General features: G+C 38.0%; 13 protein-coding genes and 7 pseudogenes. 8 read left to right on the top strand and 12 right to left on the bottom strand.

The annotated features are described in order from the left end of the window. Positions 1 to 123: 123 nt before the first annotated feature. Both HYG88_RS12940 and HYG88_RS12935 read right to left on the bottom strand, forming a co-directional pair. Positions 124 to 489 (bottom strand): annotated as a pseudogene (locus HYG88_RS12940) (transposase); the annotation flags it as partial. 55 nt (positions 490 to 544) lie between these two features. Further along, a pseudogene (locus tag HYG88_RS12935) lies at positions 545 to 694 on the bottom strand (helix-turn-helix domain-containing protein); the annotation flags it as partial. 430 nt (positions 695 to 1,124) lie between these two features. Here HYG88_RS12935 and HYG88_RS12930 point away from each other — a divergent pair. Together HYG88_RS12930 and HYG88_RS12925 are read left to right on the top strand one after the other, a co-directional pair. Further along, positions 1,125 to 1,694, top strand: coding sequence for a TetR/AcrR family transcriptional regulator (locus HYG88_RS12930; RefSeq protein WP_005159829.1), 570 nt, complete (start codon positions 1,125 to 1,127; stop codon positions 1,692 to 1,694). A gap of 470 nt (positions 1,695 to 2,164) precedes the next feature. Beyond that, positions 2,165 to 2,476 carry a metalloregulator ArsR/SmtB family transcription factor gene (locus tag HYG88_RS12925; protein ID WP_005159825.1) on the top strand — a complete coding sequence of 104 codons (312 nt, stop codon included), beginning with the start codon at positions 2,165 to 2,167 and terminating at the stop codon, positions 2,474 to 2,476. Positions 2,477 to 2,524: 48 nt separating this feature from the next. On the opposite strand, the gene HYG88_RS12920 is transcribed toward HYG88_RS12925, so the two are convergent. From HYG88_RS12920 to yaaA, 3 genes are read right to left on the bottom strand one after another with little or no spacing between them, the layout of a single operon-like run. Continuing rightward, complete coding sequence (locus HYG88_RS12920; protein ID WP_005159816.1) at positions 2,525 to 3,142, bottom strand: hypothetical protein; 618 nt, start codon at positions 3,140 to 3,142, stop codon at positions 2,525 to 2,527. 9 nt (positions 3,143 to 3,151) lie between these two features. Further along, positions 3,152 to 3,415 carry a hypothetical protein gene (locus HYG88_RS12915; RefSeq protein WP_005159814.1) on the bottom strand — a complete coding sequence of 88 codons (264 nt, stop codon included), beginning with the start codon at positions 3,413 to 3,415 and terminating at the stop codon, positions 3,152 to 3,154. 21 nt (positions 3,416 to 3,436) lie between these two features. Further along, positions 3,437 to 4,219: a peroxide stress protein YaaA gene (yaaA, locus tag HYG88_RS12910; RefSeq protein ID WP_005159810.1), complete on the bottom strand. Its 783-nt coding sequence runs from the start codon at positions 4,217 to 4,219 to the stop codon at positions 3,437 to 3,439. Between the two features lie 124 nt (positions 4,220 to 4,343). Between yaaA and HYG88_RS12905 the strand changes: the two genes are divergently transcribed. The 4 genes and pseudogenes from HYG88_RS12905 to HYG88_RS15395 form a co-directional block, all read left to right on the top strand. Further along, positions 4,344 to 4,973 (top strand): alpha/beta hydrolase, encoded by a 630-nt coding sequence (locus tag HYG88_RS12905; RefSeq protein WP_005159808.1) that lies wholly within the window; start codon positions 4,344 to 4,346, stop codon positions 4,971 to 4,973. 28 nt (positions 4,974 to 5,001) lie between these two features. Next, entirely contained in the window at positions 5,002 to 5,433 is a 432-nt protein-coding gene (locus tag HYG88_RS12900; protein WP_005159807.1) for a hypothetical protein, read from the top strand. A 125-nt stretch (positions 5,434 to 5,558) separates the two neighbouring features. Continuing rightward, positions 5,559 to 5,863: pseudogene (locus tag HYG88_RS12895) on the top strand (DUF2157 domain-containing protein); the annotation flags it as partial. Beyond that, a pseudogene (locus HYG88_RS15395) lies at positions 5,846 to 6,007 on the top strand (RNA 2'-phosphotransferase); the annotation flags it as partial. The pseudogenes HYG88_RS12895 and HYG88_RS15395, both read left to right, overlap by 18 nt. 25 nt (positions 6,008 to 6,032) lie before the next feature. Here HYG88_RS15395 and pepD read toward each other — a convergent pair. The 4 genes and pseudogenes from pepD to pheA form a co-directional block, all read right to left on the bottom strand. After that, positions 6,033 to 7,493, bottom strand: a pseudogene (pepD, locus tag HYG88_RS12885) (beta-Ala-His dipeptidase). 101 nt (positions 7,494 to 7,594) lie between these two features. After that, positions 7,595 to 7,699: pseudogene (locus HYG88_RS15320) on the bottom strand (hypothetical protein); the annotation flags it as partial. A gap of 138 nt (positions 7,700 to 7,837) precedes the next feature. Continuing rightward, complete coding sequence (locus HYG88_RS12880; RefSeq protein WP_005159792.1) at positions 7,838 to 10,087, bottom strand: bifunctional prephenate dehydrogenase/3-phosphoshikimate 1-carboxyvinyltransferase; 2,250 nt, start codon at positions 10,085 to 10,087, stop codon at positions 7,838 to 7,840. A 107-nt stretch (positions 10,088 to 10,194) separates the two neighbouring features. Continuing rightward, complete coding sequence (pheA, locus tag HYG88_RS12875) at positions 10,195 to 11,304, bottom strand: prephenate dehydratase (protein ID WP_005159784.1); 1,110 nt, start codon at positions 11,302 to 11,304, stop codon at positions 10,195 to 10,197. Between the two features lie 261 nt (positions 11,305 to 11,565). Between pheA and HYG88_RS12870 the strand changes: the two are divergent. Beyond that, a pseudogene (locus tag HYG88_RS12870) lies at positions 11,566 to 11,823 on the top strand (alpha/beta hydrolase); the annotation flags it as partial. 89 nt (positions 11,824 to 11,912) lie between these two features. Here the strand turns inward: HYG88_RS12870 and HYG88_RS12865 are convergent. Beyond that, a complete protein-coding gene (locus HYG88_RS12865; RefSeq protein ID WP_005159778.1) occupies positions 11,913 to 13,058 on the bottom strand; it encodes an acyl-CoA dehydrogenase family protein in 1,146 nt (381 codons plus the stop codon). 249 nt (positions 13,059 to 13,307) lie between these two features. Between HYG88_RS12865 and HYG88_RS12860 the strand changes: the two genes are divergently transcribed. Next, positions 13,308 to 14,303, top strand: coding sequence for a glycosyl transferase family protein (locus HYG88_RS12860; protein ID WP_005159775.1), 996 nt, complete (start codon positions 13,308 to 13,310; stop codon positions 14,301 to 14,303). A gap of 214 nt (positions 14,304 to 14,517) precedes the next feature. On the opposite strand, the gene HYG88_RS12855 is transcribed toward HYG88_RS12860, so the two are convergent. Together HYG88_RS12855 and HYG88_RS12850 are read right to left on the bottom strand one after the other, a co-directional pair. Next, positions 14,518 to 14,790, bottom strand: coding sequence for a YeaC family protein (locus HYG88_RS12855; protein WP_005159772.1), 273 nt, complete (start codon positions 14,788 to 14,790; stop codon positions 14,518 to 14,520). Next, entirely contained in the window at positions 14,787 to 15,695 is a 909-nt protein-coding gene (locus HYG88_RS12850; RefSeq protein WP_034601775.1) for an NAD(+) kinase, read from the bottom strand. The genes HYG88_RS12855 and HYG88_RS12850 overlap by 4 nt, the downstream gene beginning before the upstream one ends. Positions 15,696 to 15,924: the final 229 nt, after the last annotated feature.

The raw sequence follows: 15,924 nt of genomic DNA, 5'->3' as shown, positions 1-15,924 counted from the left end.
GTTCAGATGGCTATTCTACGTTTGATTGGTTTTGGAAAAAAAGAAGAATTTAAGAAAGTGCTCGCAATTTTAAGAAAGAAAAAGCCTGATAGGACAAGGGCTCTATGAAATTTGTCGTGTACAGAGCTCAAGGCTATAAGCTGGAATAAAATACAGATTCGTCGAAAAGTTAGTTTTAAGTAGTTCTCTGTAATCAGCCATCTTTTTACTTCTATGAATCGAGGCATTATCAACAATAACAACTAATCGAAGGTTATACGTCTGTTTTACTTGTTGAGCTATTCCAGTTAAATAGGCATAAAACCAAGTGCTTGTAACTGACTCGTGTAAACAACTTGTCACCAGTTTCCCCGTTGAAAGCAAACACCCCATGACATTAACTCGTTTTAATCTTATTGCATCAACTGCATGAACATCACCTATCTTTGTCCACGCATAGCGGTTATCAGGTGTAGATGAAAACCCTGTTTCATCTACATAACCTAATATAATTTCACCACGTGCCGCTTGCTCTCGTAATTCTTCAATCTGCTGTGTTGCTTGTTCAAATGCAATCGGATCTCTTTTCTTTTAAGCTATGACGGGTACGCTTGAAGACCATACCTGAATCACGTAAAAACTTACGAATGGTTTCAACAGACACGGACACCTCGTATTCTTCATGTAGTTTGACTCGGATTTGTTCTGCATTTATTATCCCGAGTTTATTTCTTAATAAACTTAGAAATGCAAAAATGTCGATTTAATGATTCAAACCAATAAAGGGACAATTAAACGCCCTGTATATACGCCTACTCAACAGTCAACGCTTTATCAAAATTTTGCGCGTTTAATTGAAACTTTACCAAGAAGCTAATTTTTAATAAATGTGAATTAGTTTAAATTCATATTATAGAGTTATAAATCACCTTATAAGTACTGTATTTTATTTAAATTAATTTACTTAATTCATATATTTAACTAAAAAATAATGGATGAACTGTAAATTTAAGAATCAATTAAATAAATAATATTATTTTTTCTATGATGTTTATTTAATACCATGTAAAATTCGTGCCAAAATTGCATGATGGAATGCAAATAATGCTCAGCTCATATTAGCAGAGAGCGAATGCGAGGCTTGTATGTCAAAAAAAGAAGATATTATTAACACAGCATTAAAACTTTTTAACTCGCATAGCTACAATTCGATTGGGGTTGATCGAATTATTAGTGAGTCAGGCGTTGCAAAAATGACATTCTATAAATATTTTCCATCGAAGGAAAAGCTTATTGAGGAATGTTTACTTCAACGTAATATTAACCTTCAAATCTCATTGAATGAAACATTAGCTCAATGTGATCAATCAAATTATTTAGAGCAAATTGAATCGATATTCAAATGGTACAATGCCTGGTTCCAAAGCGAAGACTTTAACGGCTGTATGTTCCAAAAAGCACTTGAAGAAGTGATTAAAATTTACCCTTCGACTCTTGAACCTGCGACACAATATAAAATATGGCTAACGGCCTTGATCCAAAACTTACTGACTCATTTAGATATTCGAAGCCCGACACATTTAGCTACATTAATCGTAAGTATTTTAGATGGAATCACCATCCAAGCGCATGTAAATAAAAACTCTGTTGAAATGAGTGAGTATTGGACTCGCGTAGAACATTTAATTAATTTTGAAAAGCAAATAACATCATAAAATTCTTAGAAAGCTGAGTTAAAACAAATAATATGAAATTGAAAGTATAAAAAATAAAGCGTGATTTATAGTTATTATTGTGGCTCACGCTTGCGTCTGAGTTGGAAAAAGAATAATAAAAAATATTACCCTCTGGCGGTCGTACAAATTGCACATCCCGATCCTTCTTATTAAGACAGATCTTTCTGCCTTGTTCTTTATTATATACATTTTTCCTGAAAGTACAAATAAAATTTTTATATTTATTAATTAAATTAATTACATAATTTTATTATTTATAAAATTTTAACAATTTCTAACATTGCTAAAAATATCTAAACTCTCAAATAAAGTCTAAGCGTTATTAATGAGAAATATAAGTTTCACTGATATAGATATTCACAAAAAACCATTGTATTTTTCAAGTTTTAATACATTTTTATGTTTTTCTCACCTTATACTAAGTTCGGCTTGAATGTAGCGAGAAAAGTATGCAAAAGGATATAGAGATCAACGTGATGAGAGAGTCTGCAAGCTCTATTGTCAATGTACTTAAGTCTTTGGCAAACACAGATCGCTTAATTATTTTATGTCATTTAGCCAAACAAGAATTAAATGTGTCTCAAATTGAAGAAGCTACTCATATCCTACAACCTACCCTGTCACAACAGCTTATGATGTTAAGAAAAAGTAATGTAGTTTCTACACGTCGGGATGGAAAGCAAATCTTTTATTCAATTAGTGACCCTAAGTTACGGGTTGTTTTAACAACGCTTTATGAAAATTATTGTCCTAATATCTGAATTTTACTAAAGAAAAATTATTAGAGAATTATTGAAATTCTTAATTCTCTAAAAAAGGTTAAATTTTAAGTTCTCTTTCGCCCTTTGCTCAAAATTCTGTTGAAAATATTCAGTTTGATACAGCGGTTCTGTCTGATAAAAATGTGCTAGTACTTGTTTTCTTTTAATCAAATAAATATCTGGATATACCCAAGCATATTCCTGCTGAATCTGCTGTTCATATTCCGTAAAACGCTCAGGTGAAGCTGCTAAAATAGCCAAATCAATATCCAGTAAAAACTGTAAATCTAGTTCATTCGTTGCTTCATGCTTTTGCGTGACAAGAATCCATCGCTTAATCTTTTGAACAATATCAAATGATAAATCTTGAGCCAAATACTGCTCGAACAGCTCAGCACTTTTAAGTTCATTATCTTTGGCTTGTGGGTCATAAACTGCATCATGGAACCAGAGCGCCAATGCTACAGCATCCGCATCAATTAAATCAGCTCGAATCGAGCCAACTAGAACTAGACATTCATACAAATGTTGCAGCGTATGATAAGCCCGCTGCTTTTCACTGTAGGCAGCAATCAACTTATTAAAAACTTTCTGCGGCTCTGAAAAATGATAATGCTGATGCAGCTCAAACCATGATTTTTCTAATGTAGATAAATACTGCAGCATTGCTCATCCTCATTGGATTTCTTTATTCAGCCACTTTGCCAGTAATTCAGCATCTTTACGTTCTAGAAAAAGCTGATACAAGGTACAGGAGCCAAACTCATGTTTTAGTTCTTGCTGGCGTACAGGGTGATTACCAAATCGAAAACGTCTGGTTCCATCACGATCTAAAGGTAGCGCATATACCCCATAACTCCGCGGTTCTGTCAATTGCCCTTTAATCCGGACTTGATCAGACGATATCGCGTGTTTTAATAAATGTTCTTTGGTTAACATCCCACCCTGCTCAAGGTAAATCTAAGCTGCGTGTTGCTCATCTCGCTTAAAGACCAACTCTTTATCCGATGAACTTTCAGCATCAAAGTAATACCCTTCACTATCAAATGCTTTTAATTGTTCTACTTGGCTTAATTTATTTTCAATCAAGTATCTTGCCATTAGACCACGCGCTTTTTTCGCATAGAAACTAATGACTTTATATTTCCCGTTCTTCTGATCCAAGAATACAGGCTTGATAATTTCAGCCCGAATTTTCTTTTCATTCACAGATTTATAATATTCGTCAGAGGCTAAATTTACCAATAATTTTGCATCAATTTCAGCTAAATCTCGGTTAATTTGATCAGTGATAATGCTGCCCCAAAACTCATATAAATTATTTCCACGGCTATTCTTTAATTTAGTACCCATTTCTAAACGATACGGCATCATCAAATCCAATGGGCGTAACAAACCATAAAGACCAGACAACATGCGCAAATGCTGTTGGGCAAAATCAATATCATGATCTTTTAAGTGATAAGCATCTAGACCTGTATACACGTCACCTTTAAATGCAAATAAAGCTTGGCGTGCATTAGAAAAATTAAATTCCGCATTCCAATCACGAAAACGCTCTACATTTAAATTGGCGATTTTTTCACTCACGGTCATTAACGATGCAATTTCTGTTGCCGAGAGTTTGCGACATACATCTATCAATTGTTGAGATTGCGCCAACAAACGAGGCTGAGTATATGTATTAGTCGGTAATGTAGTTTCATAATCTAGTGTTTTCGCTGGAGAAATTAAAGCAAGCATAATCAATCAGAATAAATTTATCTTGGTGAAACTATATCAGTTGATAATTTTTAATGCCAATTCGTGTTCTCGTTCAGTTTTATCGGTAAAATAGTGGATTCTTCCATTATCCATTGCGTATCTTATGTCTGAGCAAGTATTCATCCAAGGTCCTGTTGGTCAAATTGAAATGTTTGTAGATCAACCCCAAGGTGAAATCACAGGTTTTGCTGTCGTCTGCCATCCGCACCCTTTGCAAGGTGGTACACCGCATCATAAAGTTCCTGTACTACTGGCTCAGATTTTTAATGAGATGGGATGCGTGGTTTACCGTCCTAGCTTCCGTGGCTTAGCTGGCAGTGAAGGTACACATGATCAAGGTCATGGTGAAACAGATGACATTATGGCAGTGATTGAATATGCCCGTGAGAAGCATGCAGGTTTAACCTTCTATGCAGGTGGTTTTAGCTTTGGTTCACATGTACTGGCAAAATGCCAAGCACAACTCAGCGAAGAATTACGTCCGAAGCAATTAGTGTTATGTGGCTTGCCAACAGGCTCAGTGATTGACTTACGCCACTACACAACCCCAGCAATTGATGGCAATATCTTATTTGTACATGGCGAACAAGATGAGATCACCTTGCTTTCAGATATGATTGCTTGGGCAAAACCACAAAAACATCCGATCACGATTTTGCCAGGTGCAAACCATTTCTTTACTGGCTATCTAAAACAGTTACGCCAAGTGATTGCTCGCTTTTTAAAACTGTAGACTTAAATAGAAAAACAGGACATTGACAGTGAAAAAGGATTTTTACATCACCAATCTAAAAAAAACACTTTATATTGCACATGAATTGCACAAACGAGGATTTGAATCTTTATATGTTGAACCCTCTCTATCTCCTTCTGGTTGTTATTGGAGATGTTCTTTTTTGAATAGCCATAAAAATGCATCTACCATTATTATTTCTAGCTGGATTCAAAAAAATAGAGATATCCGCAAAACAGAAATCACTCAAGATATTACTGAACTGACTGAGCTATTTATTCAACAACATCAAGAGTTTTTAAACCAATGCAAAAATAAGAATTCTGCCTATATTGAGTGGTATCAAAATATGCTTAATTGTTTAACTATTGAAGAGCTGCCTTATGCCTATTCAGATTTCCACCATGAAAGCAATTATTGGATGACAACAAAAGATCAAAAAATACCCATTTTCAAATAATAAAATCAAATATTAACCATTGAAACATATAATAAAATATTCATTCGACTACTAAAAGAAATACTCCTAACGCCCCATTTCTGCTTTATCAATATCGATAAAATGAGCATTTGGATTTTTTAATAATGAAATTAAATAAAAAACAGGGACTTTTTTAAAGCAAACAATTGAATATTGGCAACAACAAGGCACGATTACGCCCGATGTTGCCAATGATTTAAATCAAAGTTCTTCGATTCGACCTTTTGACTGGGAACGTTTGGAAAAATACTCATTCTGGATTTTCATGATTTACGCCGTGATTGCGATTGCTGCAATGACAGCCGATAAGTTCTTAATGGAACTGATCGAAAAAATCTTTATTGACTCTAAAATCATCCCTTGTCTGATTTTTGCTGCAGTTGCGCTGGCCAATGTAGGCCAACACTACGGTAAGCCTGTGCTATTCATAATTAACACACCGCAAATGTATAAACACGGCTTTGAGTTTTATCAAGCAGAAAATGGTGTTTGGCTAACAATACATGTACCAACACAATATTTATCACTGATTGATCAGACCAAGACAGGATGATCGGTCTGATCTCAGGATTAATTCGTTACTTCACACTTTCCAGTGCAGTCACCAGTAACTTCCAGCATTTATCTACAGTATCTATTTTCACACGCTCACCTGGTGCATGCGCCCCTTGAATATCAGGGCCAAACGACACCATCTGTAAATCAGGATAATGTTCCGCAATAATGCCACACTCCAAACCTGCATGAATGACTTTTAGATTAGGTTCAATATCAAATGCAGATTGATAAGCCTGTTGTAAACACTTTAATGCAGCCGATTCTGGATTCGGTGTCCAACCTGATACTAAAGGCGTTAATTCAGATTGAATTTCAAAACTGGCAAAGTGCTGTTGAATCTTTTGAGCAAATGCTACTGCTTCTTGATTCACCATCGAACGAACCATAATTAAGGTTTTCGCTTCATCTTTGGTCAATTTGACCACACCAATATTATTCGAAGTCTCAACCACATCAGCTAAAGCGCTACTCCACTGGGCAATCCCGTATGGACAACTTGCCAATGCTTGCAACCAAGCTTGCTGTTGCTGCAATGTAATAACTTCATTTATCGGGTTAGCATTTTGCTGTAAGCTGATCTGTAGCTGATCATCAATGTTCTGTAACTTTTGTTGCCATTCAGTTTGTGCCACAGCAACGGCATTTTCCAACGCGGGTAATTGCTCTGCTTTAATTGCAATAGTTGCCACAGCTTCACGCGGGATGGCATTGCGTGCCGATCCACCGACAAACTCAACCAGTCGGCCATTGGATGGTGCCAAATAATCATTGAGCAAATGGGCTAGAATGACATTGGCATTCCCACGACCTAAATGAATATCAACCCCAGAGTGACCACCTTTCAAAGCTGATACCAGTAAATCTACAAAGATTAAATCACTTGGTGCTGTTTCATATTCAAGTGTCTTTCCCACTTCTAGGTCAATACTGCCTGCACAGCCAAGATACAGCTCACCCCATTCTTCGGTATCAATATTGAAAAGCCACTGTCCAGCTAACACGCCTGACTCAAGCAAACGAGCACCACTCATTCCTGCTTCTTCATCAATGGTCAACAGGACTTCAATCGGCCCATGAGCAATATCATTTGATTCTAATATCGCCATTGCAAGTGCAACGCCAATGCCATTATCTGCACCAAGCGTGGTATTTTCAGCAATCAGCCAACCATCTTTTAAGACTGGTTGAATTGGATCTTTAAAAAAATCATGCTGGGTACCACGATTGGCTTGTGTCACCATATCCAGATGACCTTGCAAAATCACACCAGCAGCCTATTCTTTACCCGTACTTGCCGCTTTTCGAATAATTAGGTTACCAATGTTATCGACATAGGTTTCCAAATTGCGCTGTTCTGCCCAATCTTTTAAATGCTGTCTTAACCGTTGTTCATGTTTAGATGGTCGAGGAATTGTACATAAGGTCTCAAAATGCCGCCAAACTACTTGTGGAGATAATTTAGAAAAATCGACCTGTATCATGCACCAATACTCTCAAATAAAGTGTTTAAACAAATATACACCATACACCTAAATGGCCATGCTTAAATCACTTTATTTAAGATTTTATTGGCAAAATCGTCTTAGCTTTTCCATACAAATTGAGAAAAGCTATGCTCTGCTTTTAAGCTATTTTCTACGGCTTGAGCCAACTGTCGGATAATACTTTGCGTTTCGATTCGTTCAAAATTAGATATGTACATGGCCAAACTCATCATTCTCATTATTTATACGTTTTATGTTTGCACCTAACAACTTATTTTTATGTATAAACAAATAAAAAATGCAGCATTTAGCTATTCTAAATACTGCATTTCTCAATTCGTTTACTGATTTACGACTTGTAAATCTAAACCTGCTGAGTTTGCTAGCTCAGTAAAGGTTGGAAAACTAGTTGCAACCGTTTCTGTACCATGAATCGTGATGTTACCTGAAGTACGTAAACCTGCGATACTGAAACTCATGGCAATACGATGGTCATGGTGAGATTCAATTTCACCGCCAGCAAAGATTGCCGACCAGTCACCTGACTTGCCTTTACCTTCAATGATGATGCCATCTTCTGTTGGCGTACAATCAATGCCCATGATTTTCAAGCCATCTGCCATCACTTGAATACGGTCAGACTCTTTGACACGAAGTTCAGCTGCACCCGTTAATACGGTTTGACCTTCTGCACATGCAGCAGCAATGAATAATGCTGGGAATTCATCAATTGCTAAAGGTACTTGATCTTCAGGCATATGAATGCCCTTCAATGTTCTTGAACCTTTGATATGAATATCTGCAATCGGTTCACCGCCTGCAATACGTTCATTCTCAACAGTCAGATCAGCGCCCATTTGCTTCAGAATTTCGATCACGCCTGTACGGGTTGGGTTGATGCCCACTGCTTCAAGGACAACATCTGCACCTTCTGTAATAGCCGCACCCACCATAAAGAATGCCGCAGATGAAATATCAGAAGGCACTTGAATATCTGTACCAACTAATTTACCACCACCCACAAGCGAGATTTTATTTCCTTCAGTTTTAACATCATAACCGAAAGCACGCAGCATACGTTCAGTATGATCACGGGTCGGTTCAGGTTCCGTCACTGAAGTTTCACCAGCAGCCCATAAGCCTGCCAATAAAATTCCTGATTTCACCTGAGCTGATGCCATTGGTAAATCGTATTGAATCCCTTTAAGGGCTTGACTACCCGTGATACTCACTGGTGGCGTACCTTTTTCACCTGTGGTTTGGATTTGTGCACCCATTTCACGAAGTGGCTTAGCAATACGCTCCATTGGACGTTTCGACAATGACGCATCACCTGTCATCACCGAGTCAAATTTTTGTGCAGACAACATACCTGATAGCAAACGCATACTAGTACCAGAGTTACCCATATACAACGCACTCGCTGGTGCTTTTAAGCCTTGCATACCCACGCCATGAATCGTGACTTCACCATTCTTAGGCCCTTCAATGCTCACGCCCATATCACGGAAAGCCTGCAAAGTTGCAAGTGCATCTTCACCTTCCAAGAAGCCTGTAACATGCGTTGTGCCTTCAGCAATCGCACCAAACATGATTGAGCGATGTGACACAGACTTGTCACCCGGTACGGTGAATTTACCTGTAAATGTTTTCTTTCCCGGTAAAATGGTAAATTGCTGTGTCACCTTGTTTTTCTCCATCAAAGGTTTTTTGGCCAACATATGGTTAAAGTGCTGACGTGCTGCTTGGGCATGCCCGAGCAGTCCCATCAACGCTTGCGAATCTTCCTGTGCAATCAATTTCTTTAAAATCGACAATTGCTGTTCAAAGCCATCAACAGCATTTAAAATTGCCGTTTTATTGGCAAAGAAAATGTCATGCCACATCTGTGGGTCACTAGCCGCAATACGCGAGAAGTCACGAAAACCTCCAGCAGCATAGCGGAAAATATCTAAATTATCTTCACGATTTGCCAGTTGCTCAACCAGATTGAATGCCATCAAATGCGGTAAATGACTGGTATGTGCCAACACTTCATCGTGCTTAGTGACATCCATGCAAATCACTTCTGCTTTTGCCGCAGACCAAAGTTGAATCAGTTTTTCAACCGCCCAATCGGCAGTGGTCGGAAGTGGTGTCAAGATCACTTTATGATTGACGAATAAATCAACTTTACCCGCATGTACACCTGTATGTTCTGCACCCGCAATCGGATGACCCGGCACAAAACCGACTGGTAAATTTTCACCAAATACTGCTTTTGCAGCATCAACCACATTGCCTTTGGTACTGCCCACATCGGTAATAATGGCATTGTCTGCAAGATAAGGCTTAATCTGCTCAAGTACTTTTTGCGTCGCTCTGACAGGTAAGGCTAAAACAATTAAATCGGCATCCCGAACTGCTTCTTCAGGCGTTGCATAACCGTGTTGAATAAGACCGAGTGCCTTGGCATCTTCTAATGTTTTTTTTGAGCGTGTTGAAGCCACAATTTGAGCTGCAAGTTGTTCTGCCACAATCACACGAGCAAGACTCGACCCAATCAGCCCAAGCCCAATAAATGCAACTTTATTAAATAATGGTTGAGACATAAAACATTTTGCCTATCTGAAAATCTCCCTAACCTCTCTTTTAAAAAAAGATCGGAAAGTATCTCCCTTTAAAAAGGGAGACTGAAACGGATTTAAAATAAATTGAACTATAAAACAGCGATAGGATATGAACCCAAAACTCGCAATTCTTTTACATTAGGTCGAATTTCATCTAATGCTGCAGCTACATTTTCTTGATCAATATGCCCTTCCAAATCAATGAAGAAAACATAAGCCCATTTCTCAGGAAGCGCTGGACGAGTTTCAATACTAGTCAAACTAATTTTATGTTTGGCAAATGGCGCAAGGATTTCCAATAAAGCACCCGCACGATCATGTGCAGAGATTAGTAAAGACGTTTTATCATTACCACTTTGAGGAATCTTTTCACGACCAATCACAAGGAAACGAGTGGTATTTTCAGGGTTATCTTCGATATTGCTATGTAAAATCTCAAGATTGTACATGCTTGCTGCAATATCAGATGCAATCGCAGCAGAATGCCATTCATTACGAATACGGCGTGCTGCTTCAGCATTTGAATTCAGTGCAACACGCTCTACGCCCGGATAATGCGCATCTAACCATTTACGGCATTGTGCCAAGGTTTGTTGATGTGCATAAATCTGCTTAATGCTGTCTTTACGGGTATTTTCAGATACAAGGAATTGATGATGAATACGTAGTTCAACTTCACCAATCACATTGACTGTCGACGATTTGAAGCAATCGAGAGTATGGTTCACAATCCCTTCTGATGAGTTCTCTACGGGAACGACACCATAATGTGCGCTGCCTGCTTCAACTTCACGGAACACTTCATCAATCGTTGGCAATGGACGTACAACGGCATCTTTACCAAAATGCTTTAACACAGCCGAGTGGGTATAAGTGCCTTCAGGCCCAAGGAATGCAATACTTTGTGGTGCTTCAAGTGCCAAACATGCTGACATAATTTCACGGAACAAACGCGCCATGGTTGCATCAGATAAAGGACCTTGGTTACGCTCCATGACTTTACGTAACACCTGAGCTTCACGTTCTGGACGATAAAACAGCGGATTTTCTTCGGATGCAAACTTCGCTTTGGCTACCGCTTCTGCAAGCGTTGCACGGCGATTAAGTAACTCTTGGATTTGTTGATCAACACTATCAATATCGTTACGAATTTGTTCTAAATTAAGTGAATTCGATGTGTTTTGTCCATCGTTTACCATTGGAATGCAGCCTCAGCAAAATCATCTATAAGAATGGATTACAATTCATCTGTGAATTGATTATCCGAGCTAGTATAACAACACTTTAAACTATTAAACACGCTGAGTTTTAACTCTTTTTATTACCAAACTTTATTGATAATGGTTTTCATTATATATTGCTAGCAAAATTTTAATGTTCGCAAATAAATTATGATTAAACAATTTGGTATTTTGACTTTTTCTCTGCTCATTGGCACAACATTGTCTTTTGCACAACCAATGCTGATGACCACAGTGGGTACACATGAACATGGTCGAAGTCCAACACCAGACGCTGAATCCTTGCAGAAGCAGAATAACTTCTATCAAAACTTTAATCAGCAACGTTCAAAGCATTTCTTGTTCTGGAATTACCAACATCCAGCAGAGCAGCATTTAACTAATCTCTATACCAGTTTACCAAAAGCGATTATGTTGGCAGGTTGTATAGATCATAAAAGTTGTTCCGCATTATTTGATAATCCAGTCACTCCTTGATCTTAAAAACATCACTCCAAATAAAAAGACTGAATCAAATTTATTGATTCAGTCTGAAATCATTTGCTAAATAGAGATGATTTTTGTGCTTAAGACTTACCAATCAATCCACGTGCAACGATTTCTTTCATAATTTCGTTGGTACCACCATAAATACGTTGGATACGCGCATCAACGAAGAAACGTGAAATTGGATATTCTGTCATATAGCCATAGCCACCAAATAATTGAAGTAAATTATCGGCTACTTTCATTTGCATATCGGTACTAAAGCTCTTTAATGCCGCTGCGGTTTCTACATCCAATTTGCCTTCATTATACAAAGCAACGTTTTGGTTATAGAAAGCTGCTGTTGCTAATTCATCAATTTTTGCTTGAGCTAAGACAAAACGTGTGTTCTGGAAGTTAGCAATCGCCTGACCAAATGCCTGACGCTCTTTCACATATTGGGTCGCAAGATCAATTGAGCCACGAATTGCTCCCAAAGAGGTCGCTGCGATTGCAGTACGCTCACGTGGTAATTCCTGCATCAAGTAAGCAAAACCTGAACCTGCTTTGCCCAATAACTGGTCTTTAGGTACTTTTACATTATCAAAGAAAAGTTCAGAGGTATCTTGTGAATGCAGACCAATTTTGTCTAAGTTCGTGCCCTTTTTAAAGCCTTCCAAATGTGTATCAACCAATAATAAAGACACACCTTTAGCACGTGCTTGTGGATCAGTTTTGACTGCTAGAACAACAACGTCAGCATGCTGACCATTTGAAATAAAGGTTTTTGAACCGTTTAACACATAATGATCATCTTGCAAAATTGCATTAGTACGCATTGCCTGTAAATCAGAACCAGCTCCTGGCTCAGTCATACCAATCGCACCAACAACTTCGCCAGAAACCATTTTTGGCAACCAGTACTGCTTTTGTTCTTCAGTTCCGATATGTTGAATATACGGTGCCGCAATTTCAGAATGACAAGAAATCGCTGTTGATAATGCGCAATAACCCGCACGTGCAGATTCTTCAACTAACATTAATGAATAATGGGTTGGTACACCATAACCACCATATTCTTCTGGTACATCTACACAGAGAAAGCCATTTTCACCCAATGAAGACCAAACTGAACGTGGCATAATGCCCTCGCGTTCCCACTGATCATAATGAGGTGCAATTTGCTCGCTCATAAAACGTTTAAAGTTATCACGGAAGAGTTCCAAATCTGCATCGTAAGCTAACATCATTATTTCCTTTCGCTTTCATTGTTTTTAAAAATTCGATTTGCAGCCATGCTAATGATTTTTAGATTGGATGTCATGTTCCGTTTACATCAAATCACTAGACTGATTCGGTCAATAATTTTGTTTGCACTCTGCATAAGCAAACGCTAATTGTTTATTGATTAGACAGCTCCTCATATTTTTTTACGCTAAATACGTCACTTTTATGTCATATTCCTTTTATTGTTGGCGAAGACTTCTCATACGATCATGAATACAAAACGAAATATTTATAAAACTGTAGAACACCCCTTTGCTCAGTATGTTCGTATCTTGGGTAAAGGGAAAACAGGTTCTCGTTCGCTCAGTTATGAAGAAGCCTATCAAGCATTTAGCATGATTTTAAAAGATGAAGTCTTGGATGTTCAGTTGGGTGCATTCTTAATGCTTTTACGTGTTAAGGAAGAATCTGTCGATGAATTGGCTGGTTTTGTTCAAGCAACACGTGATCAACTCAATTTTCAGCCACTTGATGTCAATCTTGACTGGTCATCATATGCAGGCAAGCGTAAGCACTATCCGTGGTTTTTATTGGCGGCATTAACACTAGCTCATCATGGCTATAGAATTGTGATGCACGGCGCATCGGGTCATACCATTAACCGTGTTTATACGGAACAAGTTTTACAATACTTAGGCTATTCTATTTGTGAGAATGAGCAAGATGTCCGTAAACAACTAGATCAACATAATTTTGCATTTTTGCCACTTGAAGCCATTTCACCAATTCTGAGTGAATTGATTTCACTCCGCAATGTGATGGGCTTACGTTCTCCAATCCATACGCTTGCTCGTCTAATTAATCCGTTTAACGCCAAAGCGACTTTACAGGCAATTTTCCACCCTGCTTATCGGACTTCTCATCAACACACCGCTTTTCGTTTAGGCTATCAAAATAGTGCTGTGATTAAAGGTGAAGGTGGTGAGTTTGAGCGCAATCCTGATGCCAAAACCTTAATTTGTGGGATTAAAAATGGTGAGCTATATGAACATGAGCTACCAAAATTAACACCTGACCGTAGTCCGATTGAAGAAGAACTTGATCTTGCAGTATTTAAAGCAGTTTGGCTCGGTGAGCAAAAGCATGAATATGGCGAAATGGCAGTGATCGAAACCATGGGAATCGCTTTGTATACCATGGGTGCTGTGAATAGTTATGATGAAGCAATGATTAAAGCGAAAGCGCTTTGGGACAATCGTTTTTAAACCAAAAAATAAATAAGGTGATTTTTTAAATCACCTTTTCTACAAAACTATATCTTTTTGATCCTAAAAATAAAATATATAAAGAGCAACCATTAAATTATTCGTTAAAGTAATCAGTATTTTATTTAAAGACATTACATCAATAATAGACAGCGTAATAAAAAACGATGACTTTATTAAAATCATCGCTTTAAATACTACTTGTAGAAATTAATCAAACAAACCTTATCGGCTTAAATTCAGGCTCATTTTTGTGATGATCATCATCACACTCTTCACCTTCTTCTTTCGTACCTCGGTCGATATAACCACTACGCTGTTCTTTCGGTAAATTTTCCATTTCCCATGCATAAACAGCTTGCATACAAATTTCACGTTGCTCTTTGGTCAATGCAATACCATTTGGCCATTTACCAATTTCAACAGCAGTTTTCAGACGCTCAACAATTTCAGGATTTAAAATAGCGAGCATTTGTTCAATATTCATGAGTCATCCTGTTGAAAAGATTCAAAATCTTGATTCCAGCCCAGTTTAGTACGGCAAGCCATATAAAAATCATAACCAGGTGGATGTAATAAGCTTAGTTTAAACGGATGTTTACGAATATGCACCGTATCACCTACATTTAATGCAACACTATGTTGTCCATCAGCACTCACCATCGGTAAGACACGATTTTCACGGATGGTAATCTTAATCTCACTTTGCCCACCGACAACGATTGGACGAGATGATAATGTATGTGGATGCATTGGTACGAGTGCGATCGCATCCATACTTGGATGCAAAATTGGCCCACCGCCTGAAAGCGAATAAGCGGTCGAGCCTGTTGGTGTTGAGACAATTAAACCATCACTGTGCTGACGATAGACATATTGCCCATCAATACTCAGCTCAAAATCAATCATATGAACCGATTTACCTGAGTGTAACACCACATCATTCAGGGCAATTGCATCATAAATGGTTTCGTTATTGGTGCGAACTTCCATTTCTAGCAAGAAACGTCGATCGAGTTGAAATTGACCTTGTAGTACCTGATCCAGTTTAAAAATTGCTTCTGCCGGCTTAATATCAGTTAAGAATCCGAGTCGACCACGGTTAATCCCAATAACAGGTGTATTGTATCGGACTAAAGCACGTGCCGCATGAAGTAAAGAACCGTCGCCACCTACAACGATCACCAAATCCACCACTTCACCTAATAAATTACGGCTCACGGTTTGACCATAACTATAGGGTACGAGTTTGGCTGTTTCCTGATCAAAAACGGGATTTAAGCCTAAAGTGATCAAATGATCATGGATTAAACATAACGTTTCTACTACAGAATTCTTATCTGGTCGCCCAATTAGACCAATATTTCGAAAGGATTTATGTGAAATTTGCACGAATAACTCAGCTCCACCGCGACTATTGACTATCATATCATTAACAATCAAATTTTCGTTGATGATTGATTAAAAAGTATAAAAATGTCCATTCGTTGTTTTTTTATACGATTAATATCAACACCTTCTGAAAGTTTTTATTGCATGTTGCTATTTATTCACAGTTTTATGATTGCAAAATGACAATAAGCTATCGCATCATTACTCACATTGTTTCGGTTTTAACGCA

Source organism: Acinetobacter sp. SwsAc4 (assembly GCF_013391535.1).
GTDB lineage: Bacteria > Pseudomonadota > Gammaproteobacteria > Pseudomonadales > Moraxellaceae > Acinetobacter.
The sequence above is the reverse complement of the archived record's forward strand: the minus strand, read 5'-3'. Positions and strand labels throughout refer to the sequence as shown.